At 70.1% G+C, this 26,211-nt stretch carries 26 protein-coding genes; 13 read left to right on the plus strand and 13 right to left on the minus strand.

Features of this window, described 5'->3' with window-relative positions; genetic code table 11:
- Positions 1-89 precede the first annotated feature (89 nt).
- Positions 90-2,174, minus strand: coding sequence for a discoidin domain-containing protein (locus tag ACIBLA_RS35490; RefSeq protein ID WP_363240095.1), 2,085 nt, complete (start codon positions 2,172-2,174; stop codon positions 90-92).
- A gap of 516 nt (positions 2,175-2,690) precedes the next feature.
- Here ACIBLA_RS35490 and ACIBLA_RS35495 point away from each other — a divergent pair.
- The 4 genes from ACIBLA_RS35495 (at position 2,691) to ACIBLA_RS35510 (ending at position 5,439) form a co-directional block, all read left to right on the plus strand.
- Entirely contained in the window at positions 2,691-2,855 is a 165-nt protein-coding gene (locus ACIBLA_RS35495) for a hypothetical protein (RefSeq protein WP_363239935.1), read from the plus strand.
- Positions 2,856-2,911: 56 nt separating this feature from the next.
- Positions 2,912-3,205, plus strand: a complete 294-nt coding sequence (locus ACIBLA_RS35500) for a Dabb family protein (RefSeq protein WP_363239936.1) — start codon at positions 2,912-2,914, stop codon at positions 3,203-3,205.
- A gap of 252 nt (positions 3,206-3,457) precedes the next feature.
- A complete protein-coding gene (locus ACIBLA_RS35505; protein ID WP_363239937.1) occupies positions 3,458-4,342 on the plus strand; it encodes an RNA polymerase sigma factor SigF in 885 nt (294 codons plus the stop codon).
- Positions 4,343-4,563: 221 nt separating this feature from the next.
- Positions 4,564-5,439: an RNA polymerase sigma factor SigF gene (locus tag ACIBLA_RS35510; RefSeq protein WP_363239938.1), complete on the plus strand. Its 876-nt coding sequence runs from the start codon at positions 4,564-4,566 to the stop codon at positions 5,437-5,439.
- A 147-nt stretch (positions 5,440-5,586) separates the two neighbouring features.
- On the opposite strand, the gene ACIBLA_RS35515 is transcribed toward ACIBLA_RS35510, so the two are convergent.
- The gene (locus tag ACIBLA_RS35515) at positions 5,587-5,793 is read right to left on the minus strand and encodes a hypothetical protein (protein WP_363239939.1); all 207 of its coding nucleotides are present in this window, start codon (positions 5,791-5,793) and stop codon (positions 5,587-5,589) included.
- Between the two features lie 249 nt (positions 5,794-6,042).
- Between ACIBLA_RS35515 and ACIBLA_RS35520 the strand changes: the two genes are divergently transcribed.
- From ACIBLA_RS35520 to ACIBLA_RS35535, 4 genes are all read left to right on the plus strand, one after another.
- Positions 6,043-6,483 carry a MarR family transcriptional regulator gene (locus ACIBLA_RS35520; RefSeq protein ID WP_363239940.1) on the plus strand — a complete coding sequence of 147 codons (441 nt, stop codon included), beginning with the start codon at positions 6,043-6,045 and terminating at the stop codon, positions 6,481-6,483.
- 35 nt (positions 6,484-6,518) lie between these two features.
- A complete protein-coding gene (locus tag ACIBLA_RS35525) occupies positions 6,519-9,002 on the plus strand; it encodes an MFS transporter (protein WP_399200942.1) in 2,484 nt (827 codons plus the stop codon).
- Between the two features lie 195 nt (positions 9,003-9,197).
- Positions 9,198-10,025 carry a YceI family protein gene (locus tag ACIBLA_RS35530; RefSeq protein ID WP_363239942.1) on the plus strand — a complete coding sequence of 276 codons (828 nt, stop codon included), beginning with the start codon at positions 9,198-9,200 and terminating at the stop codon, positions 10,023-10,025.
- A gap of 10 nt (positions 10,026-10,035) precedes the next feature.
- Positions 10,036-10,506 carry a PPOX class F420-dependent oxidoreductase gene (locus tag ACIBLA_RS35535; RefSeq protein ID WP_363239943.1) on the plus strand — a complete coding sequence of 157 codons (471 nt, stop codon included), beginning with the start codon at positions 10,036-10,038 and terminating at the stop codon, positions 10,504-10,506.
- 35 nt (positions 10,507-10,541) lie between these two features.
- Here ACIBLA_RS35535 and ACIBLA_RS35540 read toward each other — a convergent pair whose 3' ends face one another.
- The 7 genes from ACIBLA_RS35540 to ACIBLA_RS35570 form a co-directional block, all read right to left on the minus strand.
- Positions 10,542-11,252, minus strand: coding sequence for a TetR/AcrR family transcriptional regulator (locus ACIBLA_RS35540; RefSeq protein ID WP_363239944.1), 711 nt, complete (start codon positions 11,250-11,252; stop codon positions 10,542-10,544).
- A 188-nt stretch (positions 11,253-11,440) separates the two neighbouring features.
- Positions 11,441-13,516: an ArnT family glycosyltransferase gene (locus ACIBLA_RS35545; RefSeq protein WP_399200943.1), complete on the minus strand. Its 2,076-nt coding sequence runs from the start codon at positions 13,514-13,516 to the stop codon at positions 11,441-11,443.
- Positions 13,513-14,826, minus strand: a complete 1,314-nt coding sequence (locus ACIBLA_RS35550; RefSeq protein WP_399200944.1) for a glycosyltransferase — start codon at positions 14,824-14,826, stop codon at positions 13,513-13,515. The genes ACIBLA_RS35545 and ACIBLA_RS35550 overlap by 4 nt, the downstream gene beginning before the upstream one ends.
- 26 nt (positions 14,827-14,852) lie before the next feature.
- A complete protein-coding gene (locus ACIBLA_RS35555) occupies positions 14,853-16,481 on the minus strand; it encodes a sensor histidine kinase (RefSeq protein WP_399200961.1) in 1,629 nt (542 codons plus the stop codon).
- 8 nt (positions 16,482-16,489) lie between these two features.
- Positions 16,490-17,227, minus strand: a complete 738-nt coding sequence (locus tag ACIBLA_RS35560) for a response regulator transcription factor (RefSeq protein ID WP_363239947.1) — start codon at positions 17,225-17,227, stop codon at positions 16,490-16,492.
- Between the two features lie 479 nt (positions 17,228-17,706).
- Positions 17,707-18,618, minus strand: a complete 912-nt coding sequence (locus tag ACIBLA_RS35565; protein WP_399200945.1) for an amidohydrolase family protein — start codon at positions 18,616-18,618, stop codon at positions 17,707-17,709.
- Positions 18,619-18,658: 40 nt separating this feature from the next.
- Complete coding sequence (locus ACIBLA_RS35570; protein WP_399200946.1) at positions 18,659-19,558, minus strand: DUF2797 domain-containing protein; 900 nt, start codon at positions 19,556-19,558, stop codon at positions 18,659-18,661.
- Positions 19,559-19,749: 191 nt separating this feature from the next.
- Here ACIBLA_RS35570 and ACIBLA_RS35575 point away from each other — a divergent pair, with 191 nt between their 5' ends.
- Positions 19,750-19,929: a hypothetical protein gene (locus ACIBLA_RS35575; RefSeq protein ID WP_399200947.1), complete on the plus strand. Its 180-nt coding sequence runs from the start codon at positions 19,750-19,752 to the stop codon at positions 19,927-19,929.
- A 13-nt stretch (positions 19,930-19,942) separates the two neighbouring features.
- On the opposite strand, the gene ACIBLA_RS35580 is transcribed toward ACIBLA_RS35575, so the two are convergent.
- From ACIBLA_RS35580 to ACIBLA_RS35595, 4 genes are all read right to left on the minus strand, one after another.
- Positions 19,943-20,554 carry a DUF6461 domain-containing protein gene (locus ACIBLA_RS35580; protein ID WP_363239951.1) on the minus strand — a complete coding sequence of 204 codons (612 nt, stop codon included), beginning with the start codon at positions 20,552-20,554 and terminating at the stop codon, positions 19,943-19,945.
- Between the two features lie 121 nt (positions 20,555-20,675).
- Positions 20,676-21,245: a dihydrofolate reductase family protein gene (locus ACIBLA_RS35585; protein ID WP_363239952.1), complete on the minus strand. Its 570-nt coding sequence runs from the start codon at positions 21,243-21,245 to the stop codon at positions 20,676-20,678.
- Positions 21,246-21,333: 88 nt separating this feature from the next.
- Positions 21,334-21,555: a hypothetical protein gene (locus ACIBLA_RS35590; protein WP_399200948.1), complete on the minus strand. Its 222-nt coding sequence runs from the start codon at positions 21,553-21,555 to the stop codon at positions 21,334-21,336.
- 272 nt (positions 21,556-21,827) lie between these two features.
- A complete protein-coding gene (locus ACIBLA_RS35595) occupies positions 21,828-22,301 on the minus strand; it encodes an ArsI/CadI family heavy metal resistance metalloenzyme (RefSeq protein WP_399200949.1) in 474 nt (157 codons plus the stop codon).
- A 79-nt stretch (positions 22,302-22,380) separates the two neighbouring features.
- On the opposite strand from ACIBLA_RS35595, the gene ACIBLA_RS35600 reads away from it, so the two are divergent.
- The 4 genes from ACIBLA_RS35600 (at position 22,381) to ACIBLA_RS35615 (ending at position 26,176) form a co-directional block, all read left to right on the plus strand.
- Positions 22,381-22,779, plus strand: coding sequence for an ArsR/SmtB family transcription factor (locus tag ACIBLA_RS35600; RefSeq protein ID WP_399200950.1), 399 nt, complete (start codon positions 22,381-22,383; stop codon positions 22,777-22,779).
- The gene (arsB, locus tag ACIBLA_RS35605) at positions 22,776-23,864 is read left to right on the plus strand and encodes an ACR3 family arsenite efflux transporter (protein WP_399200951.1); all 1,089 of its coding nucleotides are present in this window, start codon (positions 22,776-22,778) and stop codon (positions 23,862-23,864) included. Before ACIBLA_RS35600 ends, arsB begins: the two co-directional genes overlap by 4 nt.
- Complete coding sequence (locus ACIBLA_RS35610) at positions 23,857-24,267, plus strand: arsenate reductase ArsC (RefSeq protein ID WP_399200952.1); 411 nt, start codon at positions 23,857-23,859, stop codon at positions 24,265-24,267. Before arsB ends, ACIBLA_RS35610 begins: the two co-directional genes overlap by 8 nt.
- Before the next feature lie 604 nt (positions 24,268-24,871).
- Positions 24,872-26,176, plus strand: a complete 1,305-nt coding sequence (locus ACIBLA_RS35615) for a cation:proton antiporter (RefSeq protein WP_399200953.1) — start codon at positions 24,872-24,874, stop codon at positions 26,174-26,176.
- Positions 26,177-26,211 lie beyond the last annotated feature (35 nt).

The following is a 26,211-nucleotide window of genomic DNA, read 5'->3' on the forward strand; positions in this document are numbered from 1 at the left end:
AGCCATCTGGCACAACCGCCGCACCAGAACACCGATCACCCGGTCACTGACCGCCTACGACCACTGACCAGCACATCGGACTTACTCATCTAGGGGAAGTTCACGATGTTCGACGGGATCGTCGACGTGCCCGACGTCGGTGCGCCGGTGCTGTTGATCACGTGGTTGTACTGGCCCTTGCCGCCGAGCGAGACGACCAGGATGTTGTGGAACTTCACCCCTGGCTTCACCGGCGTCTGGAATCCGTGTTCCTGACGGATGTTCGGGTCGGACGTGTAGTTGCAGTAGCTGCCCATCGCCCATCCCTCGTGGTTGACGACCGAGTCGTCCACCTTGTACGCGGCGTACCCCTGGATGCCGCCGTTCTGGATGGCGGCCTGGTTCGGCGCGTCGTACGCCTTCTCGTTCTGGAAGAAGATCGTCCGGCCGTTCTCGCCGCTCCACCGCACGTCGTACTTGTTGAAGTGTTCGACGAACAGCCCGGTCGCCAGCACGTTGTCGCCGTTCACCTGGAGGCCGTAGTCGGCGCGGTTGGTCTCCCAGCCCACGCCGTCCCCGTGGTCCGCCCGCCAGATCCAGGTGTGGTCGATGATCGTGTCGTCGCTGTTGACGACCATGCTGGTGGTGGCCTTGCCGGGGCCGGCGCCGCCGATGCGGATGAAGACGTCCTGCACGGTCGTCGGGTTGGCGGCGTGACCGGCCGACGCGTTCGGCGGGCCGACCTCCAGCAGCGTCGGGGAGTTCACCGGTCCGGCGTCGATCAGGAAGCCGGCCAGCTTCACGCCGTCCACGTCGGCGACCTTCATCGCCGTCACCCCGTTGTCCGGGATGATCGTCGCGTAGCCGAGGCCGAGGACGACGGTGTTCGCCCGGTTGACGTTGATGGACTGGTCGACGTGGTAGATGCCCGGAGTGAAGAGCAGATGCAGGCCCTGGGCGAGCGCGGCGTTGATCGTGGCCGCCGAGGCGCCCGGCTTGACCACGTAGAACTGGTCGAGCGGCAGCGACTCGCCCTGCGGGGTGCCGTTCCAGGAGACACCGCGCGCGTTGGTGCGCTTGGCCGGCACGAAGACCTTGTACGTGCTGCCGTCCAGGTAGAGGAACGGCTTCTCGCGGGAGGTCGGGGTGTTGTTCAGCGTGGTGTACGGCGGGTTCGGGAAGGACTGCGCGGGTGCGCCCTCGACCCCGGAGAAAGCCATGTTCCAGACGCCGTTGCCCCAGCCGCCGATGGCGCTGTCGCGGGTGTACCACTGCTGCTGGGAGTAGGGCGTGATGGTGCCGTCGACCTTGCTGTCGGCGATGTAGCCGCCGCTGGCCCAGCCGTATCCGTTCGGCGCGAGGTTGAGCCCGCCCTTGACGTGCATACGGCGGAACGGGGCGGCCTGCGCGACCGCCCAGCGGTTGCTGCCGCTGACCGGGTTGAGCGCGAGGTTCTCGGCCGAACGCCAGAAGTTCTGCGTCGCGTTGCCGTTGAACCAGCCGGCGTCGACCGTCACGTCCCCGTTGATGTTCGTGTCGTCGGGCTTGAGGCCGAGACCGGAGATCGAGGTGTAGAAGCCGAGTTGGGCGTTGATGTTGTTGTACGTGCCCGGCTTGAAGAGCAGTTGGTAGCGGCCGGTGCCGAACTGGGCCGACTCCTGCTGCTGGAAGATCTGGTCGAGCGTGCCCTGGATGTTGGGCGTCGAGGGGTCGAAGACCTTGACGTTGGGACCGAGGTCGCCGCCGCCCTGGATCGGACCGCCGGGGCCGCCGCTCTCGCCGTACACCTGGAACTCCCAGAGCGAGTAGCCGTACGGGGTGGCGCGGGTGGTGCCGGTCAGCCGTACGTGGCGGGCGTCGCCGGAGACGTTCAGCGTCTCGGTGCCGCCGGGGCCCGTGGTGGTGGAGTACGCGCTCGTCCAGCTGGTGCCGTTCGTGGACAGCTCGATCCGGTACGCCTTGGCGTACGCGGCCTCCCAGCGCAGTACGACCTGGCTGACCGCGACCGTGGAGCCGAGGTCGATCTGGATCCACTGCGGGTCGGCCGCGGCGCTCGACCAGCGGGTGCCGTTGTCGCCGTCAACGGCGGCGACGGCGGGGGTGCCGCCGTTCTCCGTGCTGGAGACCGTCACCGGTTTGCCCTGGGAGAGCAGGGTCGGTGCGGCGCTCGCCGCGGTGGTGGTGGGGATGAGCATCAGCAGGGAGGCGACGAGGGTGGCGGCGACGGACGCGGCGATGCCGCGGCGGCGCACCGACGCGGGTCTGCGTAACACCGGGAGTACGGACAGCGGAGCGTGCATGGGCAGGTCTCCTGAAGTCTCGGACGACGAGGGGGAGTTCGGTGGTGGAGAGATCCGGCGAAATCCGGGAGAGCGCTCTCTCGTTACGGCAGATGGTTCTCTCGTGTTACGTACACGTCAAGAGTTGTGCACGACCCGGCCACCGCCGGATGCCTTTCGATCAACAACTGACCGACCTTGCGGGGCTTTTGCCTGGTTCACGGCCTGTCTTGCGGAGTGTGCGTTCATGTCCTGACGGTGCGGGCCGGGCGAAAGTCGCGTACGGCACCGTGAACGGGCGGCGGCGACCAGGCATCGATACCGCGCGACCGGAAGCGGTCACGCAGGTGATCCAAATCGTCCTCCGAACCGACGCATTCGTACGGTTAGACTCACGCGATCGCACCGGGGACGACAGGGGAGGCAGCGCCGATGGTGCAAACGAAGAAGATCGCGCTCTATCTGGTCGTGGTCTTCGTGCTGTACACGATCATCACGTCACCCGAACGGTCCGCCGATCTTGTCCAGGTAGGGTTCGAAGGCATAGCCAGCGCGGCCGAGGGTGTCGGCGACTTCATGACCGAGCTCGTACGGTAGCCAAGGCCCCCGGTCACCCCCGGCCGGTCCTCCCGTCCACGCCGTCAGGAGACCCCTTGATCCGCCACCTGGTCCTGTTCAAGCTCAACGAGGGCGTCTCGCGCGACGAGCCCCGCGTGATCGCCGGCGCGCGGGCCTTCGCGGAGCTGGGCGGCAAGATCCCGGAGCTGGAGTTCTGGGAGTGCGGCTGGAACATCAGCGACCGGCCGATCGCTCATGATTTCGCCATCAACTCGGCCGTCGCCGACGCCGGGGCGCTCACCCGCTATCTGGAGCACCCCGACCACCAGGCGGGCGTCGGCCAGTGGCGAGAATTCGCCACCTGGGTGATCGCCGACTACGAGTTCTGACCGGTTCCGACCGGCCGTAGCCGCCCTTGGCCCTCCTGCCGCTCTCCCGGAGCCCTCCCGTGGCTCTCCTGGCCTCACACCTCACGGTGTGGGGCTTTTCGAGTTTGAGCAGCTGATTCCAGCTGAAGACAGCTGGTCCCCCGTCAACACGGAGTTTTCTGGTGCTTGCACACAGTGGGCATGTCTTGTGATGCTATGACCGCTTTTGACGGATGAGTTGACCGTAGTTGACCGCAAAGGGGTGGCGTGACCGTGCCGGCCAGTACAACGCCTCAAATGCCGCCCCAGATCGAGCCGCGGTCCGACACGCGGTCCGAGACCCCCCTCGTCGAGACCCCGGCCGAGAGCGAGCCCCGGCCGTCGACGCCGGGGTCGCGGGGCGCCGACACCAGGGCGCTGACGCAGCTGCTCTTCTCCCAGATCAAGGATCTGGAGCGCGGCAGCCCCGAGCACACCCGCGTACGCAGCGCCCTCATCGAGGCGAATCTGCCGCTCGTGCGCTACGCCGCCGCCCGCTTCCGCAGCCGTAACGAGCCGATGGAGGACGTCGTCCAGGTCGGCACGATCGGCCTCATCAACGCGATCGACCGGTTCGACCCGGACCGCGGCGTACAGTTCCCGACCTTCGCGATGCCGACCGTCGTCGGCGAGATCAAACGGTACTTCCGCGACAACGTACGGACTGTCCACGTACCGCGCCGGCTGCACGAGCTGTGGGTCCAGGTCACCGGCGCCACCGAGGATCTGACGACGGCTCACGGCCGCTCGCCCACCACCGCGGAGATCGCCGCGCGGCTGAAGATCTCCGAGGAGGAGGTCCTCGCCTGCATCGAGGCCGGCCGGTCGTACCACGCGACGTCCCTGGAGGCCGCCCAGGAGGGCGACGGGCTGCCGGGGCTGCTGGACCGGCTCGGCTACGAGGACCCGGCGCTGGCCGGCGTCGAGCACCGCGATCTGGTCCGGCATCTGCTCGTCCAACTCCCCGAGCGGGAACAGCGCATCCTGATGCTCCGCTACTACAACAACCTGACGCAGTCGCAGATCAGTCAGGAACTGGGCGTCTCCCAGATGCATGTCTCACGGCTTCTGGCGCGAAGCTTCGCGCGTTTGCGATCCGCAAACAGGATCGAGGCGTAGCTCTTCTGGGTAGTAACCCCACGACGCCTCCACCGGCAGCAAATTCGCAAACCCCCTTATTACGGTGCAGATATGTCGACTTGGCGCTACGGCGTGTTGACGACATGTGACATTCTGCTGGAACCGCGTTTGCCGCGGCCCCACCTCCGGTATTCAGGTGGAGGCTGCGTTCCTTCGACGGGAGCGGCCACCGCGACCGTCAGCGACCTCAAGGGGGTGGCATGTCCGTAGAACAGGGCAGCTCGAAGGTGCTCACGCTCAACAAGAGCGACCAGGCACCGGACGCACCGGATGCTCTCGACCGTGTGGCCGAAACGCGTGTGTCCCCGCCGGAAGCCATCGACACCCGCACTCTGTCCCGCTCCCTGTTCCTGCGGCTCGCCGTGCTGGCGCAGGACAGCCCGGAGCGCACCTACGTACGTGACACCCTCATCGAACTGAACCTGCCCCTGGTGCGTTACGCGGCGGCCCGCTTCCGCAGCCGAAACGAGCCGATGGAGGACATCGTCCAGGTCGGCACGATCGGCCTCATCAAGGCGATCGACCGGTTCGACTGCGAACGGGGCGTGGAATTCCCGACGTTCGCGATGCCGACCGTCGTCGGCGAGATCAAGCGCTTCTTCCGCGACACGTCGTGGTCCGTGCGGGTGCCCCGCCGGCTCCAGGAGCTGCGGCTGGCGCTCACGAAGGCCAGCGACGAGCTGGCGCAGAAGCTCGACCGCTCGCCGACCGTTCCCGAACTCGCCCTGGTACTGGGCGTGTCGGAGGAGGACGTGGTCGACGGCCTCGCGGTCGGGAACGCGTACACGGCCTCCTCGCTGGACTCCCCGTCACCCGAGGACGACGGCGGCGAGGGCTCGCTCGCGGACCGTCTGGGGTACGAGGACACGGCTCTGGAGGGCGTGGAGTACCGCGAGTCGCTGAAGCCGCTGCTGGCCAAACTCCCGCCCCGCGAGCGGCAGATCATCATGCTGCGCTTCTTCGCGAACATGACGCAGTCTCAGATCGGTGAGGAGGTCGGCATCTCGCAGATGCATGTCTCACGCCTGCTGACCCGTACGCTCGCGCAGTTGCGGGAAGGGCTGATCGCGGACTGAGGTCGGGCGTCACCGCGAGGACGGCGCTCGGCGGAGTGCTGTGCGATCGCGGTGACGCCCCACAGGGAGGCGGAGCGCCACCGTCGAGGCGTGACTGACGCGTGCGGTCCACCGGCGCGATCCACCGGCGTGGTCCGCCGCCCACCGTCAGCCGAGCGCGAGCCAGGCGACCGCGCCCAGGACCACGATCACGGCCACGACGCCGACGATCAGTCCGGTCTTCGATCCGCTCGGCTGTGGCGCCTGGCGACGCTGGGGCTCACCGTCGTCGACAAAGGCGCGGAACATCTGGGTGCTGCCCGCAGGGTCGGGATTTCCCTCGGGGCCCTGCGGGGCATGCGGGTTGTGTGCCATGGGCCAGGACCCTAGCGAACACCGCGCCCCCGCCCAACCCCCGGGGCCGCCCCAACGCCGTACGGCGCGCGTTCGCCCTCTACACTCCGCCTCAACTCCGGCCTCTCGGCGCCCTCCCACCCCCCTTTCACCATTGACCTCGCACATGCGAAGCCTTTTGCCTTCCTTTACCGCTGATGTCCAATTTTAGTTTGCCTTCAGCAACCAACCGCTTCTATGGTTGCCCTAAGCAACAACATGGGAGGGGTCATGGCCTCCACGAGTCAGTACGCCGAACTGGCCCGCCAGCTCAGTGCCATCGGTGCCGTGAAACGGGGACTCTCCCGCGTCCTGCCGCCCGACTGTCCGGGCGGCTCCGCCGCCGTACTGACCCTGCTGGAGCGGCACGGCGAGATGCGGATGAGCCGTCTCGCCGAGCTGCTGGCCGTGGACATGTCCGTGACCAGCAGGCATGTCGCCCACGCGGTGGAGCGCGGCTGGATCGAGCGCGCGCCCGACCTCGCCGACCGGCGGTCCCGCATCCTGCGGCTCACACCGGCCGGCCGGGACCTGCTCGACGAATTGGCGGACCGGACGACCGAGATATTCGCCCGGACCCTGTCCGACTGGACCGACGACGAGGTAAGACAGCTGAACACCATGCTGGCCCGCCTCCGTGACAACTTCGGCGACTGCCGGCCCGGCCGCTGATGCCCCGGCAACAGAGTTGAGAACAAAGGAAATCAATGGCTACGACCAGCACACCAACGGGTGTACGGGGCGGCCACGCCAAGCACGGCGGTGGCTCCGCCGGCGCCGCACCCGGTACGCCGATGACACACCGTCAGATCATGGAGGCGCTCTCCGGGCTGCTGCTCGGCATGTTCGTGGCGATCCTCTCCTCGACGGTCGTCACCAACGCCCTGCCCGAGATCATCTCCGACCTCGGCGGCGGACAGAGCGCGTACACCTGGGTGGTGACCGCCTCGCTCCTGGCGATGACGGCGACCACACCCCTGTGGGGCAAGCTCGCGGACCTCTTCAGCAAGAAGCTGCTCGTCCAGATAGCCCTGACCCTCTACGTGGTCGCCTCGGCGGCGGCCGGACTGTCGCAGAGCGCGGGGATGCTGATCGTCTTCCGCGTCATCCAGGGCATAGGCGTGGGCGGTCTCACCGCCCTCGCCCAGATCATCATGGCTGCGATGATCGCCCCGCGTGAGCGCGGGCGCTACAGCGGCTACCTGGGCGCGACCTTCGCCGTCGCCACCGTCGGCGGCCCGCTCATCGGCGGTGTCATCACCGACACGTCGTGGCTCGGCTGGCGCTGGTGCTTCTACGTCGGCGTCCCCTTCGCCGTCGTCGCGCTGATCGTGCTCCAGAAGACCCTCCGGCTCCCGGTGGTCAAGCGCAAGGTCAAGATCGACTGGACCGGCGCGTTCCTCATCAGCGCGGCCGTCTCGCTGCTGCTGCTCTGGGTCACCTTCGCCGGTGACAAGTACGAGTGGATCTCCTGGCAGACGTACGCGATGCTCGCCGGCACGGTCGCACTCGGCGCGCTGTTCCTCTTCACCGAGTCGCGGGCCGGCGAGCCGATCATCCCGCTGCGGCTCTTCCGCAACCGTACGATCACGCTGGCCTCGCTGGCCTCGCTGTTCGTCGGTATCGCGATGTTCGCGGGCACGGTCTTCTTCAGCCAGTACTTCCAGCTCGCGCGCGACCAGTCGCCGACGATGTCCGGTGTCATGACGATCCCGATGATCGGCGGACTCTTCCTCTCCTCGACGGTCTCCGGCCTCGTCATCACCAAGACAGGACGCTGGAAGGCGTGGCTGGTCAGCGGTGGTGTGCTGGTGACGGCCGGTCTCGGACTGCTGGGCACCATCCGCTACGACACCGAGTACTGGCACATCGCGGCCTTCATGGCGATCATGGGCCTCGGCGTCGGCATGATGATGCAGAACCTGGTCCTGTGCACGCAGAACCAGGTCGAACCGCAGGACCTCGGCGCCGCGAGTTCCGTCGTCACCTTCTTCCGCTCGCTCGGCGGCGCGATCGGCGTCTCGGCGCTCGGCGCGGTGCTGGGCCACCGGGTCACCTCGTACGTCAAGGACGGTCTGGCCGGTCTCGGCCCGGACGCCGCGGCGGCCGGTCACGCCGGAACGGGCGGCGGGGGCATCCCCGACCTGGACGCGCTGCCCGGACCGATGCGGACCGTCGTGGAGGCGGCGTACGGGCACGGGGTCGCCGACGTCTTCCTGTACTCCGCGCCGGCCGCGCTGCTCGCCTTCCTCCTGACGCTGTTCATCAAGGAGGTCGCGCTGAAGACGCGTGCGGCGGGGGCGGGGGAAGCGGAGGAGATCCTGGAGAGCGAACCGGCCGTGCCGTTGGGTGTCGGTGGTGTCGAGGGCCCTGTCGCCGTCGAGACCACCACGGCCGTCCTCACGGCCCACGCCCCGGACACCGTCGGCATCGCCATCCACGGTGTCGTACGCGGCGGCGACGGCGGCTCCGTGCCGCGGGCGGCCGTCACCCTCATCTCCCCGGCCGGGCGCCAGTTGGGCCGCGCGGTCGCCGGGGACGACGGCGAATACACGGTGGACGCGCCCGAGTCCGGCTCGTACGTCCTCATCGCCTCCGCCGACGGCTTCCAGCCGCAGGCGGCCACGGTGGCGGTCGGCGCGGGGCCGCTGGCACACGACATCCTGCTCGCCGGTACGAGCGGCCTCACCGGCTCCGTACGGAGCGCCGAGGGCGATACGCCCGTCGAGGGCGCGATGGTCATCGTGACGGACGTACGCGGCGATGTGCTGGCGACCGGCAAGTCGGTCGAGGGCGGCGAGTTCGGCTTCACGGAGCTGCTGCCCGGCACAGTGACAGTCGCCGTCAACGCCGCCGGCTTCCGGCCGCTGGCCCTGCCGGTGGAGATCGGCGCCCAGGGCGTGACCCGTGTCGAGGCCGTGCTGCAACCCGGCGCGCTCGTCCGGGGCACGGTCCGCGCGGGTGCGGCCCGGCGTCCGCTGCCGGACGCGCGCGTCACGCTGATCGACGCGGCCGGCAACGTGGTCGCCACGGCGACGACCGGGGACGACGGGGCGTACGGCTTCGCGGACCTGGACGCGGGGGAGTACACGATCATCGCGACCGGCTATCCGCCGGTGGCCGGCGCCCTGACGGTGGCCGGGCACGGGATCGACGGCCACGACGTCGAACTCACGCACCCGGAGGACTAGTCGGGCGGGTGAGCAGCAGCCCCCGGACGGGGCGCGTTCCCCAGCGGAGACGTGCCCGGTGCGGTGGAAAGAGGCCCCGGTGACGGTGGTGGCGGCCTGGGGACGGTGCGCCGCCACCGCGCCGGGGCCCACCTCCTGGCCCGTGCCGTGCGGCCGGGCCGCAGGAGAATCGCGAACGAGGAGAGAGAAAACGGGATGGGACTACGCGCACAGGTACGGACACCGGACGGCTGGGCCGTCCAGCACGCCGCCGTGACCCTGACCGACAGGACCGGTGCGCAGGCGGTGCGCGCCGACGCGGACGCCGACGGGGTGGTGTCCGCCGACGCGACGCTCGCACCGGGGCCGTACACCGTGATCGTGACCGCCATCGGCTACGCGCCCGCCGCCGCGACCGTGTTCGTCACCTCCAGCGGTGTCGCCGACGCCGGGACGGTCGTCCTGACCCGGCAGGGCGCCGTCGAGCTGCCGCCGCCCGGTGTGTGGAACATCGACCCCGCGCACTCGTCGGTGGCCGCGGTCGCCCAGCACCTCGGGTTCTCCAGCGTGCGGGGGCGTTTCACCGAGTTCACCGGGCGGATCGGGATCGCGGCGGTGCCGGAGCACTCCCGCGTGGACGCGGTCATCGACGCGCTGAGCATCAACACCGGCAACGACATGCGGGACAAGCACCTCCGGTCGCCGGACTTCCTGGACGTGGAGCGGTTCCCGGAGATCACGTACCACAGCACGGGGGTCAGCCAGTTGGGTCCGGACCGCTGGTCGGTACGGGGCGAACTGGCGCTGCACGGAGTCGTACGGAAGGTGGCGCTGGACCTGTCGTACCTCGGGACCGGGCCCGATCCGTGGGGCGGCGTACGGGCCGCGTTCCGCGCGACGACGGAGCTGAAGCGCGACGACTTCGCCATGAACTTCAACCAGGTGGTGCAGGCGGGGATCCTGGCGATCGGTACGACGCTGCGGGTGGAACTCGACATTCAGGCGGTGCTGGAGGTCGATCCGCGGGACACCGCCGGGTCGTAGGCTGCGAGGCATGGCACCCGACATCGCGACCAACACCACCGTGGCACTCGACGAGTTGCTGGAGTTCGTCCGGCCCAGGCATCACGCGATCCTGCTGACCACCCGCGCGGACGGCCGCCCCCAGGGATCCCCGCTGACCTGCGGCGTCGACGACTCGGGGCGGATCGTCGTCTCCACCTACCCGGAGCGCGCCAAGACGCGGAACGCGAAGCGTGACCCGCGCGCGAGCGTGATCGTCCTGTCGGACACCTGGGACGGGCCGTGGGTGCAGATCGACGGTACGGCGGAGGTGCTGGACGTCCCGGAGTCGGTGGAGCCGCTGGTCGAGTACTTCCGCAACATCTCGGGGGAGCACCCGGACTGGGACGAGTACCGCGCGGCGATGGTGCGGCAGGGGAAGTCGATCATCCGCGTCACCCCGGAGCGCTGGAGCCCGATCGCGACGGGCGGCTTTCCGGCGCGGCTGGCTCCGCCGGAGTAGCCCGGCCGGCGTCTGGCGGCGTCTGGCGGCGTCGTTCAGCCGCGCGCCCGCATCGCCTCGATGCCGGCGATGAGGACTTCGAGCGCGAACGTGAAGTCCCGTTCGCGCATCTCCTCGACCGTCTCGACCGTCTCGCCGCCGCCCGCCTCCATCAGCTCCTCGGCCTGCTCGAAGCGGCCCTCGATTGTGCCGAGGCCGTACACGAACTGGAAGACGGTGGACAGCGCGCCCATCTGACCGTGCGCGGGCAGGCCCGTGCGGCGCACGACCTGTCGCACGGCGGCGGAGAACTCCGTCGAGTGCGGGCCGATGTTGAGGAACTTGCCGAGGAGCGGCGAGACCCAGGGGTGCCGGACCAGCAGGGTCCGGTAGCTGACGGCGAGGGCGCGCAGGTCGTCGCGCCAGTCGGTGGCGGGGTCGTCGTCCCCACGTTCGCCCGGAGCGACCTCCGTGAAGACCGAGTCCAGGGCGAGTTCGAGGAGGTCGTCCTTGGTGTCCACGTACCAGTAGAGGGACATGGCGGTCACGCCCAGCTCGGCGGCCAGCCGCCGCATGGAGAACTTGGCCGGGCCCTCGGCGTCGAGCAGCCGTACCGAGACGGCGATGATCCGGTCCCTGTCGAGGCCGTTGGGATGGTCGGACCGGTCGCTCCTACGGCCGCGGGCCGCCGGCTTGCCCTCCAGCCAGACGCTGGTCCGCAAGGGCTGCTTGGCCTTTTCGTTGGGCTGGTCGGCTGCCGACTCCATGGATGACCCTCCTCGGTTTCCTCGGCCCGCGGCGGTCGAGTTGGCCGTGCGGGTCCGATGCTATGCCGCGGACGTCCAGGGGGTCTCTTGTCGATCGCGGGCGGCTGTCAACTGGCCGGAGGACTGTGCGGTGTACGGGACCGACCGGTCCCGTACACCGCACAAGAAGCTCCCTTACGCCTGTATGACTACTTTTCCGCGGTCAGGTCGTACAGGGTCTCGCCGTCCACGGTGACCTGCTTGAACGTGGACTCCACCCAGGTGGAGACGGCCGTCCCGGTGCCGTTCCCACCGCCGCCGCCGAACCTGCCACCGAACCCGCCACCGCCGCCGAGGAAGTAGTGGATCTCGCCGTCGGCGACGTACTGCTTGAACTGCTCCAGCGTCGGGGACGGGTCGCTGCCGTTGAAGCCGCCGATCGCCATCACCGGTTCCCCGGTGGCGAGTTGGTTGCTCGCGGCGTTCTGGGAACCGATCGTCGCGGCGACCCAGGTGTAGTCGTCGGCGTCCTTCTTCAGCGCGGCAGCGAGTTCGGCGCTGACGGCCCTGCCGTCGAGCAGACCGGCCATGCCGCCACCACCACCGGCACCGCCGGGCTGCCGCGCCAGAGCGGGCGGCGGCTGTTGGCCTTGTCCCCCGGCACCCCGCGGAGCCTGCCCGGCGCCGGGCCACTCGGGCGGGGCGCCGTCGCCCTCACGAGGTCCGCCGTCACCGGGGCCGCCGCCGGGGCCACCCGGCCCGCCACCGAATCCGCCGAATCCCCCGCGCGCCGCCGCCGGACCCGCCGTGACGATCGACCCGGAGTGCGGGGTGTTGACCGTCGACAGCGTGTACGCGAGCGGCGCCGCCAGCGACGCGGCGACCGCCAGCACGACAGCGCCCGTCGCCAGCCGCGGTCCCAGGACACGGAACCGCCCGTCCCGCCCGATCCGGCCCACCAGCGTCAGCGCGACGGCCGCGATCAGCCCGCCGACCAGTACAGCCCAGCGCAGCCACGGCATGTAGTCCGGCGTACGGCCGAGCAGCACGAACGCCCAGACCGCCGTCCCGGCCACCGTCACACCCAGCGCGACCGGGGCGAGCGACTTCGCGCGCTCCTCCCACAGCAGCGTCACACCCATGCCGACCAGGGCGGCGATGTACGGCGCGAGCGCCACCGTGTAGTACTCGTGGAAGATCCCCGCCATGAAGCTGAAGACCCCCGCCGTCATGAGCAGCGCACCGCCCCAGACGAGGAACGCGGCGCACGCGGTGTCCGTGCGCCTGGCCCGCCAGGTCAGCACCAGCCCGACGACCAGCAGGAACAGCGCGGCGGGCAGCAGCCAGGAGATCTGGCCGCCGATGCTGTCGCCGAACATCCGGCCGAGCCCGGCATCCCCGCTGCGCGGGCCGCCTCCCCCGCCTCCGCCGACGCTGCCGGGCTCGTCGCCGTTGATACGGCCAAGTCCGTTGTAGCCAAAGGTGAGTTCGAGGAAGGAGTTGTTCTGCGAGCCGCCGACGTACGGGCGGGACGCGGCCGGCCACAGCTCGACGATCGCGACCCACCAGCCCGCGGCGACCACCAACGCGAGCCCGGCGGCGCCCAGTTGGCCGATCCTGCGCCGCACGGTCGTGGGCGCGCACACCGCGTATACCAGGGCCAGCGGTGGCAGGATCAGGAACGCCTGGAGCGTCTTCGTCAGGAACGCGAATCCCAACGCGACCCCCGCCCACACCAGCCAGCGCGTCCGTGCGCCTTCCAGCGCGCGCAGCACGCAGTAGACCGCGACGGTCATCAGCAGCGCGAGCAGCGCGTCCGGGTTGTTGAAGCGGAACATCAGCACCGCGACGGGGGTGAGGGCGAGCACCGCCGCCGCGATCAGCCCGGCCGGCGCGCTGAAGCGGCGGCGTACGGCGGCGTACAGCACCGCGACCGTGCCCACGCCCATCAGCGCCTCGGGCACCAGGATCTGCCACGAGCCGAGGCCGAACAGCCGTACGGACAGGGCCATCGGCCACAGCGCGACCGGGGGTTTGTCGACGGTGATGGAGTTCCCCGCGTCGGACGAGCCGAAGAACAGGGCCTTCCAGCTCTCGCCGCCGGCCTGGGCGGCGGCGGAGTAGAAGGAGTTGGCGTAACCGGAGTCGCCGAGGCTCCACAGGTTGAGGACCAGCGCCACGACCAGGAGGCCGAGGAACGCGGGGCGCACCCAGGGCGCGTCCTCGGGCCTGCCGCGGCGCAGCCGTACGAGAAGCGGGGAGGCGGGGGAGACATGGGTGGTCATCGTGCGTTCCGTTCCTGGGGTCGCTGGACTTCCCGGGCTTCCTGGACTCGCCGTTCGGGGAAGACCCACGCGCGGAAGAGCAGGAACCGCAGCACCGTCGCCGCGAGGTTGGCGGAGATCAGTACGGCCAGCTCCGTGGCATGGGCCGGGTTCCCGGACGCGGCGTCGAGCGCGGCCAGCGAGCCGCTGGTCAGCGCGAGACCGATACCGAAGACGACGAGGCCCTGGGCCTGGTGCCGCACGGCGCTCTCCCGGCCCCGAACGCCGAACGTCAGCCGGCGATTGGCCGCGGTGTTCGCGACCGCCGAGACCAACAGCGCGGCAGCGTTGGCCGCTTGAGGCCCGGAGGCCGTACGAAAAAGGGAATAGAGCAGCAGATAGAAGAGCGTGGACAGCGCGCCGACGACGCAGAAGCCGACCAGTTGCCGCGCGAGTCCGCCGGGGACGCCGCTGATCGCGCGGTCGCGCGGATCGTCGCCGAACGGCCGGGCCAGCCGGTCGAGCGGCAGCGCGCCGACCGCGAGCGCGCGGCCCACCCGCCAGACGCCCTTGAGGTCGTCGACCGCCGTACTCACGATGTGCACACGGCTGTCCGGGTCGTCGACCCAGTCGACCGGCACCTCGTGGATCCGCAGCCCGGCCCGTTCGGCGAGCACCAGCATCTCGGTGTCGAAGAACCACCCAGTGTCCTCGACCATCGGCAGCAGCCGCTCGGCGACCTCGCGCCGTATCGCCTTGAAGCCGCACTGCGCGTCGCTGAAGCGCGCGGAGAGCGAGGACTTGAGGATCAGGTTGTACGCGCGCGAGATGAACTCCCGTTTGGGGCCGCGTACGACGCGTGACGAACGCGCGAGGCGCGAGCCGATCGCCAGGTCCGAATGGCCCGAGATCAGCGGCGCGACGAGCGGCAGCAGCGCGTTGAGGTCGGTGGACAGGTCCACGTCCATGTAGGCGAGGACGGGCGAGTCGGAGTGCGACCAGACGCTGCGCAGCGCCCGCCCCCGCCCCTTCTCCTCCAGCCGGTACGCGGTGACCTCGGGGATCGACGCGGCGAGCCGGGCCGCCACGGCGGGCGTACCGTCGGTGCTGGCGTTGTCGGCGACGGTGATGCGGAAGCGGTACGGGAAGGTGCGGGCGAGGTGGTCGTGGAGCCGGCGTACGCACGACTCCAGGTCCCGCTCCTCGTTGTGGACGGGGATCGTCACGTCGAGCACGGGGACGCTTGAGGGAGGTCTCGCGCCGAGGGCTTCGACCGGGAGATGTTCCCGGGCCGGGAGGCTTCCCCACGGGGTTTCGGTGTCGGATCGCATGCGACCGACACTCGGAAATCAGGCTGTCACGACAGTGTGGTGAGCCTGTGGTGCGGCTGTGAGTTCACGGCGGGAGCGGGGCCGGCCGGGAGCCGGACCGTGAACACGGTGCGCCGCCCCGGCTCACTCCGCACGCCGACGTCCCCGCCGTGCGCGGTGACGACGGCGTGCACGATGGCGAGGCCGAGCCCGGTGGAGTCGGCCGCCGTGACGCCGGAGCGTGAACGGGACGCGTCGCCGCGCGCGAACCGTTCGAAGACGCGCGGCAGGAGGTCCGGCGGGATGCCCGGCCCGTCGTCGGCCACGTCGACCAGGACGTACGGCTCCGGTCCGTCGGTCACGCGTACGCGCGCCGTGACGGTCGTCCCCGGCGGGGTGTGCGTCCGGGCGTTGGCCAGCAGGTTCACCAGCACCTGCTGGAGCCGGGCGCTGTCGCCGGACACCTGCGCGGGCTCGTGCGGCAGCTCCAGCCGCCAGTGGTGGTCCTGCCCGGCCGCCTGCCCGGCGGCCTGCCCGGCCGCCCGCGCGTCGCTGAGCGCGTCCACGACGAGCGGGGAGAGGTCGACCGTCTCCTGCGCGAGCGGCCGTCCGGCGTCGAGCCTGGCCAGCAGCAGCAGATCGTCGACCAGCCCGGTCATCCGCTCCGCCTCTGCCTCGATCCGGCCGAGCGCGTGCCGGGTCTCGGGGCCGGGCTCCTCCCGGCCGCGCCGGGTGAGTTCGGCGTAACCGCGGATGGAGGCGAGCGGTGTCCGCAGTTCGTGGCTCGCGTCGGCGACGAACCGCCGTACCCGCGTCTCGCTCTCCTGCCGCGCGGCGAGCGCCGAACCGACGTGCCCCAGCATCCTGTTGAGCGCGGCGCCGACCTGGCCGACCTCGGTGCGCGGATCGGCCTCGGTGTCCGGCAGCCGGGTCAGGGGCGCCACCTCGCCGCTGTGCAGGGGGAGTTCGGAGACGCGGGTGGCGGTCGTGGCGACGCGCCGCAGCGGTCGCAGAGCCACCCCGACCAGGACCCCGCCCGCGAGCCCGGCGGCCACGAGAGCGGCGACGGTGACGCAGACCTCGACCACGATCAGGGTGGCGAGGGTGTCCTGGACGTCGCTGAGCGGGACGCCGACGAGGAAGGAGCCGTTGACGCCTTTCACATACTCGACACGGTAGTCACCCCGGTCCGCGAGGGTCACGGTGTGCGCGTCCCCGTCGCGCGGGACCGTGGCCAGGGCCGCCGTCTCGGAGTCGGTGAGCTTCTGCGCGGTGACCTCCTGGCCCCGGTCGTCGCCGCGCGTCTGGGCGCTGATCATGCCCCGGCCGACGTCGCTCGGGCCGGGGCCGGTCAGCTCGACGCCGACCGTACCGATCGGGGCGCCGCCACCGGTGATGGTCCTCAGCGGCTCCGGCAGCCGGGGCAGCGGGAGGTCGTCGGGCGCCGCGCCGTCCCGCTTGTGCGGCCCGGCGGCCCGTTCGGCGATGACATGGACCTGGGCGTCCAGCTGGTCGTACTGGTAGGAGCGGAAGGCGATGGTCGTCACCGCGCCGATCACGGCGGCCACGACGGCGATGAGCGAGACGGCGGACACGACGAGGCGGGTGCGCAGCGACCAGCGCTTCGACGTCGAAGCCTTACGTGCGCGTGTCCGCGCACGCGCCAGTCGAGTCACCGCCACGGCTACTCCCCCGGCTTGATCAGATACCCCGCCCCGCGCCGGGTGTGGATCATCGGCGCCCGGCCCGCGTCGATCTTCCGTCGGAGGTAGGAGATGTACAGCTCCACGACGTTCGCCTGGCCGCCGAAGTCGTACGACCACACGCGGTCGAGGATCTGCGCCTTGCTCAGCACCCGCCGCGGGTTGCGCATCAGGAAGCGCAGCAGCTCGAACTCCGTCGCCGTGAGGTGGATGGACTGCCCCGCCCGGCTGACGTCATGGCTGTCCTCGTCGAGCGTCAAGTCGCCGACGGACAGCACCGATTCGCTGCGTACGGAGGCGGTGCCGGAACGTCGTATGAGCCCGCGCAGCCGGGCCACGACCTCCTCCAGGCTGAAGGGCTTGGTGACGTAGTCGTCACCCCCCGCCGTGAGCCCGGCTATCCGGTCCTCCACGGCGTCCTTGGCGGTCAGGAAGAGGACGGGCACCTGCGGCAGCTCCTCGCGCAGCCGCCCGAGGGCGGCGATGCCGTCCATGTCGGGCAGCATCACGTCCAGCACCACCGCGTCGGGCCGGAACTCCCGCGCCGACCGCACGGCACCCGCGCCGTCACCGGCGCTGCGGACATCCCACCCCTCGTAACGCAGGGTCATCGACATCAGCTCGGCGAGCGAGGCTTCGTCGTCCACGACAAGGACCCGGACGGCGCTGCCGTCCGGCTTGATCATCTCGGTGCGCCCCCTGGGCGAGGTGACGGTCATACTGCCCACCCTGCGGAGTCCGGGTGAGAAGGGTCTTGCCGCTTCCTGTGAATTCCCTGAGAACGGCGAGCCTCGCGCCGGCCCGCGTAGCGCTCCTTGCGGTTGCCCGCCTTCGCCCACTCCTGCCGCTCCTTGACGTGGGAGCGCACCTTGCATCCGGCGCAGCACGGCCGGCCGATCAGCGCGGCGAGGGTCGGTACCCACCGGCACCGGGTGTCCGTTTCGTCCCGCGCGGGGCCGGCCGGCAGGTCGCAGGGGCCGTGACGGTGATCGTGAACAGGCAGGGGGTTGTGCTCCGCGTGGCGGACCCACGGCGGTTTGGTCTTGTCCGTGCGGGACATCTCGTTCCTCTCGGAACCCGCCGCCCGTGCTCCCGGAGCTTCCGGGCGGGCGGCTAGGTCGAGCACGTCGTCCGCGTCACGGCCTCACATCCCTTCCCCTGTGGTGAACAGCCCTTGAGATTAAGGAAATCGCTCCCGTCAGGCCACGCCTTTGTCGTCCAGCCCGAAGAGGCGGACCCCGTTCCCGTAACAGACCGCACGCGTCCAGGCGTCGCCGAGGCCGAGCCGTTCGAGGGCTTCCAGCTGGTGGAGGTACGGATAAGGGATGTTGGGGAAGTCCGAACCGAGCAGGATCCGGTCCCCCAGGTCCGCGAGCCGGGCCTTGGCCTCCGGCCCCGCCGGGAAGGGCGCGAAGGCCTCGCTGAAGTCGGTGAACGCCATCGTCGTGTCGAGCAGGACCCCGTCGTACCGGTCGGCCAGGTCCAGGAAGTCCTCGTACTCCGGCATCCCCATGTGCGCGACGACCAGCCGCAGCCGCGGATGGCGCGCGAGCAGCCGCCCGACGGGCTCGGGCCCGGTGAACTTGCCGGGCTGCGGACCCGATCCGCAGTGCATGACGACCGGCACGGCGGCGTCGGCGAGCAACCCCCAGACCCGGTCGAGGCGTTCGTCGTTGGGGTCGTAACCCCCCACCTGGAGATGCGACTTGAAGATCCGCGCGCCGGACTCGACGGCCTCGCGTACATAACTCTCCACGCCCTCCTCCGGGAAGAGCGTCGCGGTCTGGAGGCAGTCGGGCGTCCGCGCGGCGAACCCGGCGGCCCAGCCGTTGAGCCAGTCGGCCATGCTGGGCTTGTGGGGGTAGAGCATCGAGGTGTACGCGCGGACGCCGAACGCCCGCAGAAGCGCGACGCGTTGGTCCTCCTCGTGCCGGTAGGCGATGGGCCACTCGATGCCGGTGAGAGGTCCGGCGCTGTCGAAGTACGCCCAGACCTTCCGCAGGACGCGGTCGGGCATGAAGTGGGTGTGTATGTCGACGAGTCCGGGCAGCGAGAGCCGTTCCCGGAACTCCCTCACGGCCTCGATCTCCGCGGCTGCTTGATCATCCATCTCTCCACCCTCCGGCCCGGAGGGCGTCCTGTCCAGCAGGTCAGAACAGTCCGTCCTGTACGACGTGGCCGGTGCCGCCCACGCCTGCCACGTCGCGTACGGGCACGGTCACGGTCTCCCCGTCGGTCGTGTTCCCCGCAGAGGCGGTGAGTTCCCACCCCCGCAGGAGCCGGGTGTCGAGCACGAGCACGCCGCTGTCACCGCAGTCCAGGTGCAGATCGGGCCCGGCGGCGGCCAGGAGCCGCCCCGCGACACGCCCCCCGTCGGCCAGTTCGCCGATCACGCCGGTGACGGGCGGGATCCCGGCCAGCCCGAACACGTCCAGGTGATCGACCGGTTCGAGATCCGCCCGTTCCAACGACTCCGGCCATCCGGGGAGGTCGACGGCCCGCCCGTACAACTCCCGTACCTCCTCGGCCCGTTCGGACTCCTCCGCCGGCAGCGCGGCGCGTACGGCGCGCTTCGCGGCGTACGGAACGCGGTCCGGCACACCCAGCGCCGTACGCAGCAACTCCTCGGTCCGCCGGGCCGCCATCAGCGGCCCGCGCCCGAGCCGGGTGAAGACCACGGCCCCCTGTTCGAGCAGCCGCGCCGACCCGCGCGCCTCGGCGGTGATCCCGACCTTGACCATGCCGGGCCCGAACCACGCCAGATAGACGGTGTACGGCTGTGGATCGTCGGCGACGGTGTCGGCGGCCACCGACCGCGACCGGTCGAGCCGCGCACAGTCCGGGCACTGCCCACCGGTACTCCGCCCGCCCACGCGTGCGCCGAGCGGACACACCTGCCCCCGCACCCCGACGCACCGCCGCTCCCCAACGGCCCGGAACCCCACCTCCCGCCCGTACACGAGCGCGCTGCGCCGCTCCCGCGCGCCGTCCCGCCACACGAGCTCACCACCGTCGGCGCTCCACCGCAGCCCGCCGCACCGCCACCCCATACCTTCCCCGCTCTGCTAGAACCGCCGGATGCCGCCGAAGCCCCCCACCCTTCACCATGTCCGCTTCGGTGGCCGACACGCACATCTCGGACATCACCCCGCACACGGCGATCCCCCGCACCCCGGCCGCCACCCCGAACGCTGCCATGTGAGGTGAACAGAGCCGTTAAGCTCACCAGCACGGGGCCGCCATGCCGGAGCGCGACTGGGACGACGACACGGAGTACCGAGCCGCGCTGGCGCGCGCGGAGAAGCTGACCCGCTTCAGCTGGGCGACGATGGTGACGCTGCTCGCCCTGACGGTCGTGGCGCCGGTGATCCTGGCAGGCCTGACCTTCCTGGTCATCGCGGTCTCCATGGGCCAGCGCTGACCCGACCGACCGGTCACTGGAGCCACGTACTCTCCGGGCCGTCGAAGAGGTCGCCGGGCGCGGCGAGGAGCACCGTACGCAGTGGGGTGTCGATCCAGGCGGGATCGACCGCGACCCCCGTCGTGCGTTCCATGAGCGCGAAGGATTCCGCGCAGAGGGTGCCCAGACGAAAGGTGACCCCCTCCGCCCACGCGGGAACCTCCGGTCCGGGGTCCGCCCAGTCCGCGTCCTCCAACTCGGCGGGGTCGAACGCACCGTCCACCCGGCCGTCCCGCGCGCGCATCACCTGATGGCGCGCGTTGACGTCCCAGTGGACGCTGAAGAACTCCCCGCCGTCGGCCGACGCCCGCCGGGCGATCTCGGGAAGGCTGCCGTGATACCCCCACTCGATGGCGACGACATGTTCCTTGCTGGTGACCACCCGCAGCAGCTCGTAGTCCTCGTAGAGGTGATCGGCCTGTTCGTCGGCGGCTTCGGCGAACGTCATGAGTCTCGACTCGCCGGGATCACCGCCGAACGCCCGGATCACGTCGTCCTCGGACTTCCCGGCGACCACGGAGAAGGTGCACGCCTCCAGCGCGTCCGTATCGGCCCACGCGTACCGGGCAACGAGGTCGTCCCACACCGCGGCGTCTCCTTGGGTTCGAGCGCTTTCGCCACCGTGACGGCGCATTGGCGGCGCCTGGCGGCGGATCGCGGCGCCTGGCCGCGCACTCTACCGACTGACGAACGCCCGCCCGGACCGCTCAGGCCCGCGGAATGTCACGCCCCGTCGGCCGGTACTCGATCAACAGCACCCGCCCGTCCAGCACTCGCTGATCGACCAGCTCCAGCTCCCCCGCCGCCACACCCGCGAAGAACGGCTCGCGGCCCGACGACCCCATGAGCAGCGGGAACGTCATCAGCCGCAGCCGGTCGACGAGGCCCGCGCCGAGGAGCTGTCGGGCGACGGAGAGGCTTCCCATGGTGCGGAGCGGTACGTCGCTCTCGCGCTTGAGCCGGCCGATCTCGGCGACGAGGTCGTCACGGCAGACGCGGGTGTTCGGCCACGAGACCGTCTCCAACGTCGTTGAGAACACGACAGCGTTCAGCTCGCTCATCCGCCGCCACGCCTCGTCCCGCGCCTCCTCGGGCAGCCCCGCCAACGCCTCGTAGGTCCGCCGCCCGAAGACGACCAGCTGCGGCAGGGCCGACTCGGCGTTGATCCACGCCTCCAGTTCGGGGCCGTAGAACCCGAAGTACCCCGGTGAGTCCTCCCCGCCGGCCCACCCGTCGGCCGAGATGAAAACATCGACGGTCAGTGTCCGCGTCCGCATGACTGTGGTCCTTCCAACGCTCCGTGAGCCCGTACGAGCCCTTCCACGGGAGACGTCGGAACCACACCGGACTTCTCGACACGACCGGTCACTCACCCCCGCCAAGGATCTCGCCCACGGTGTTCGTAAGGCCGTCGGCGATCGACTCGTCGACGCGCGAGCCGACGAGCGCGGCGATGATCAGGGCCACGAGAACGATGACGCCCACGTACTCGACCGAGCCCTGCCCCTTGTCTCCGCGACGCTTCACAGCGGTGACAGCGGTGACGGCGGTGACGGCGGTGACGGCTCTCAGCGTGACGTTCGACATCAGAATCCCCTTGTGTGTCCGGCCGACAACCGGCCCCCTGTTCGCCGCGCTCGCCGACGTTGTGAGAAAGATACGGGCACATCCCACGGCATGGGTCCCGAGGTCCACGTTCTTCAGAGCTTCCACAGCCGCGCGTCCTTGCCCCTTGCCCACGGTGGCCAGGAACCGTCCGTCGGGAGAGAACGCCACAGCCTCGACCATGCCGGTGTGGCCGGCGATGGATTCACCGACGGGCTGACCGGTGTCCTGACGACATGGTGGGGCCCTTCGAACTACTGGTCACAGGCGCGTCCGGCTGCCCCCGGAGCTGCCTCGGTGGGCTGGCTCGTGCAGCAGCCGTCACCGGTCGCGTTGGGGTCGGCGCTCTTGCCGAGGGTGTCGGCGTCGGCCCTGACGACGTAGACCTCCCACGGCTCCTTGCCGGGGCCGTGCACCCACACCTTGTCCTGGAGGGCGTAGCAGCAGGTGGTGTCGTTCTCCTCGAACGTCGCAAGGCCTGCGTCCTTGAGGCGGCCGGTCGCGGCCATCACCTGGTCCGTCGACCCGACCTCCACGCCGAGGTGGTCGAGGCGGGTTTCCTCTCCGGGCTCGCCCTCGATCAGCACGAGCTTGAGCGGCGGCTCGGTGAGGGCGAAGTTGGCGTAGCCCTCGCGTCGCTTGGCCGGTTCGGTGCCGAACAGCTTCGAGTAGAAGGTGACCGACGCTTCAAGGTCGCTGACGCGCAGGGCGAGCTGTGCACGGGACATGGCGGTGACTCCGATCGGTTGCATTGATGCCTGTCGATCCAAGGTTGCATCTTGGATAGAAGACCGTCAACATAGAAGCATGTCGAAACAAGAGCTTGTGGTGCTCGGCCAGACCGGCGAGGCCGGCGCCTGCTGCCCCGGCCTGCTGACGGCCCCCCTCGACGAGGGACAGGCCGTGGAACTCGCGAAGGTGTTCAAGGCACTGGGTGACCCGGTGCGACTACGCCTGCTGTCGATGATCGCCTCGCGCGCGGGGGGCGAGGTCTGCGTCTGCGACCTGACCCCCGCCTTCGATCTGTCGCAGCCGACAATCTCGCATCACCTCAAGCTGCTTCGGCAGGCCGGACTCATCGACTGCGAGCGGCGCGGGACATGGGTCTACTACTGGCTGCTGCCCGAGATGACCGACCGGCTCGCAGGCATCCTCACCCGTCCCGCCGGTGAGCCCCTGCGCGCACCCGCCGAGGTGACCGCGTGAGTGCTGCGCCCGAGCAGGCGGTCGCCGGCCGCCTGTCGTTCCTCGACCGCTACCTCGCCGTGTGGATTCTCGCCGCGATGGCGGTCGGTCTCGGCCTCGGTCGCGTGGTGCCCGGACTCGGGGACGCGCTCGCCAAGGTCACCGTGACCGGGGTATCGCTGCCGATCGCGCTCGGCCTTCTCGTGATGATGTACCCGGTCCTCGCCAAGGTGCGCTACGACCGCCTCGACACGGTCACCCGCGACCGCCGCCTGCTGCCCTCGCTGCTGCTGAACTGGATCGCCGGACCGGCACTCATGTTCGCGCTGGCGTGGCTGTTCCTGCCCGACCTGCCGGAGTACCGCACGGGCCTGATCATCGTGGGGTTGGCGCGCTGCATCGCCATGGTGATCATCTGGAACGACCTGGCGTGCGGTGACCGCGAGGCGGCAGCCGTCCTGGTCGCTCTGAACTCCGTGTTCCAGGTGATCACGTTCTCGGCGCTCGGCTGGTTCTACCTGTCCGTGCTGCCCGGCTGGCTCGGCCTTGAGCAGGCCGGCCTCGACGTATCCGTGTGGGAGATCGCCCGAAGCGTGCTGATCTTCCTCGGAATCCCGCTCGCCGCCGGTTACCTCACCCGCCGGATCGGCGAGAAGGCCAAGGGACGCACCTGGTACGAGACGAAGCTGATCCCGCGCATCGGCCCCTTCGCCCTGTACGGACTCCTGTTCACCATCGTCGTACTCTTCGCCCTCCAGGGCGACGCGATCACCTCGCAACCGCTCGACGTCGTCCGCATCGCGCTGCCGCTGCTCGTCTACTTCGCCGTCATGTGGGCCGGCTCCATGGCGGTCGGCCGCGCCGTCGGACTCGACTACCCGCGCGCGACGACCCTCGCGTTCACCGCCGCGGGCAACAACTTCGAGCTGGCCATCGCGGTTGCCATCGCCACGTTCGGCGCCACGTCCGGGCAGGCCCTCGCCGGAGTGGTCGGCCCGCTCATCGAGGTGCCGGTGCTGATCGGCCTTGTCTACGTCGCGCTGTACGCCCGCCGCTTCTTCCCCACCCCCGCACCCGTGACCAAGGAAGCCCCCGCCCATGTCTGACACTGCCCTGCCCTCCGTGCTGTTCGTCTGCGTCCACAACGCCGGCCGCTCCCAGATGGCCGCCGCGTTCCTCACACACCTTGCGGGCGACCACGTACAGGTGCGTTCCGCAGGGTCCACCCCCGCCGACACGGTCAACCCCGCGGTCGTCGTCGCGATGGCCGAGGTAGGAATCGACGTCTCGGCCGAGGTGCCGAAGGTCCTCACCACCGAGGCCGTGCAGGCGTCCGACGTCGTGATCACCATGGGCTGCGGCGACACCTGCCCCGTCTTCCCCGGAAAGCGTTACCTCGACTGGCAGTTGACCGACCCCGCAGGTCAAGGCGTCGATGACGTCCGTCCCATCCGCGACGAGATCGAGAAGCGGATTCGCACCCTGATCGGCGAGATCACACTCGCGTAGCGGGATTGGCCAACAGCACCGCGCAGACGGTCAGCGCGAGCACAACGGCCAGGGCAGGGTCTGGCGCACGCCACGCTGATGGCGAGAATCTGTTCCCTCGGCCGACCGCTCCAGCAGCCCGACACCTTCCCCGCCACGCCCCGTGCCGGGTAGACGTCTCGTCCTTGTTGACGTGCACCTTGCCGGTGTTGTCCTTGGTGATCACGGAGGCGTCGTAGGTGCCGGCGGTCAGGAGCGTGCGGTCCGCTCCAGCAATGCCAAGAAGCGTGCTTCGGACCGATCTGGCACCCGGAGACTGTGGTCAGGCAGGCGACGGCGGTCCGGGTCCGACGCCATGGCGCGCGGGACTGCCCGGCAAGGTCCGCCACAACCCACAGACCGCGCCGACGGCGGCCCGCGATCTGCCGGCTGCCGGGACGCCTGGGTGGAAGGACCGGAAGACCGAGGGCCCGTTCGGCGTGCCAAGGGTCCCCGACCCAACCCTACGAACACTTAGAGTGAATGATCATTCCTCTGTGTGAGTGCTGTGGCGTGGTCGGGTACGCGGCGCGTCGCCGGGTACAGCCGCCCAGGCGGTGCCCCCCGTCCCAGGCGAGGAGTACAGATGAGTCAGTGGGGTGTGGTGGTGGCCGGTGGCGTGGTCGTCGGTTATGGGGCGCTCTCACGACGGCTGTCGACGACTGTGCTGTCCGGGCCCCTGGTGTTTGTTGTGTGCGGGCTGGCGATTGGGCCGCTGGGCCTGGACCTGCTGAACCGGGACCGGAATCCGGAGGTCACGCGGACGCTGCTGGAGATCGCCCTGATCCTCGTGCTGTTCACGGACGCGGCGGCGATCAGGATCCAGGACCTGCGCCGGGAGGGGTTCCTGCCGCTGCGACTGCTCGTGGTCGGGCTCCCCCTCACGATGGCGCTGGGGTGGCTGGTGGCATGGCCCCTGCTGCCCGGTCTGAGTGTGTGGGAGCTGGCCCTGGTCGGCATCATCCTGGCTCCGACGGATGCCGCGCTCGGGCAGCAGGCCTTCTCCAACAGACGCGTCCCGGCCCTGGTCCGAGGCGGCCTGGGGGTCGAGTCTGGACTGAACGACGGTCTGGTGCTTCCGTTCTTCGTGCTGGCACTCGCGGCGGCAGGTGAGGGGAGCGGGCATCCGGGCGTCGTCGCGACGTTCCTGCGTGCGCTGCTGCTGAGCAGTGCGATCGGCATCGCGGCCGGCTGGGCCGGGGCGGGCGTGCTGCGCTGGTCGGTCGCCCGGGGCTGGAGCGGCCCCGACTGGCGGCAGTTCCTGGCACTGGCCGTTCCCGTGATCGCCTACGCGGTGTGCGGCGCAGCTTCAGGCAGTGGCTTCATCGGTGCCTGGGCCGCCGGACTTGCCTTCGGCAGCCGACTGCGTGGCGCGTCGTCAGACCGGGGCGCTCACACCGACGGCCCCGGTCCCACGCAGAGCGTGGAGTTCAGCGAGCGTCTCGGGCTACTGCTCGCTTCGGCGAGCTTCCTGGTCTTCGGCGCCGTCATCCTGGGGCCGGCTCTTCAGCATCTGACGTGGCGGATGGTGGTCTACGGGCTCATCAGCCTGACCGTCATCCGGATACTGCCGGTCGCCCTCGCCACGGTCGGCACCGGCCTGCGGGCCGTCTCCATCGCCTACATCGGCTGGTTCGGTCCGCGCGGGCTGGCCTCCCTGGTATTCGGCCTGCTCGCCTTCGAGGAGCATCTGCCCGGGATGACGCTGCTGAGCAGCGTCGTCGCCGTGACCGTGGGCCTGAGTGTTCTTCTCCACGGCGCCACGGCCCCGTTTCTCGGAACCCGCTACGGCGACTGGTTCGCCAAGACGCTCCGCACCGAACCGGACCTCCGGGAGAACGCACTCACGTCCGACGACGTCCACGGTACGCGGGCCCTCCGTGGTTCTTGACAGACGCGGTGCCCCGCGGCGGCGCGGATCGGCGA

It is taken from the genome of Streptomyces sp. NPDC050433 (assembly GCF_044458565.1).
GTDB lineage: Bacteria > Actinomycetota > Actinomycetes > Streptomycetales > Streptomycetaceae > Streptomyces.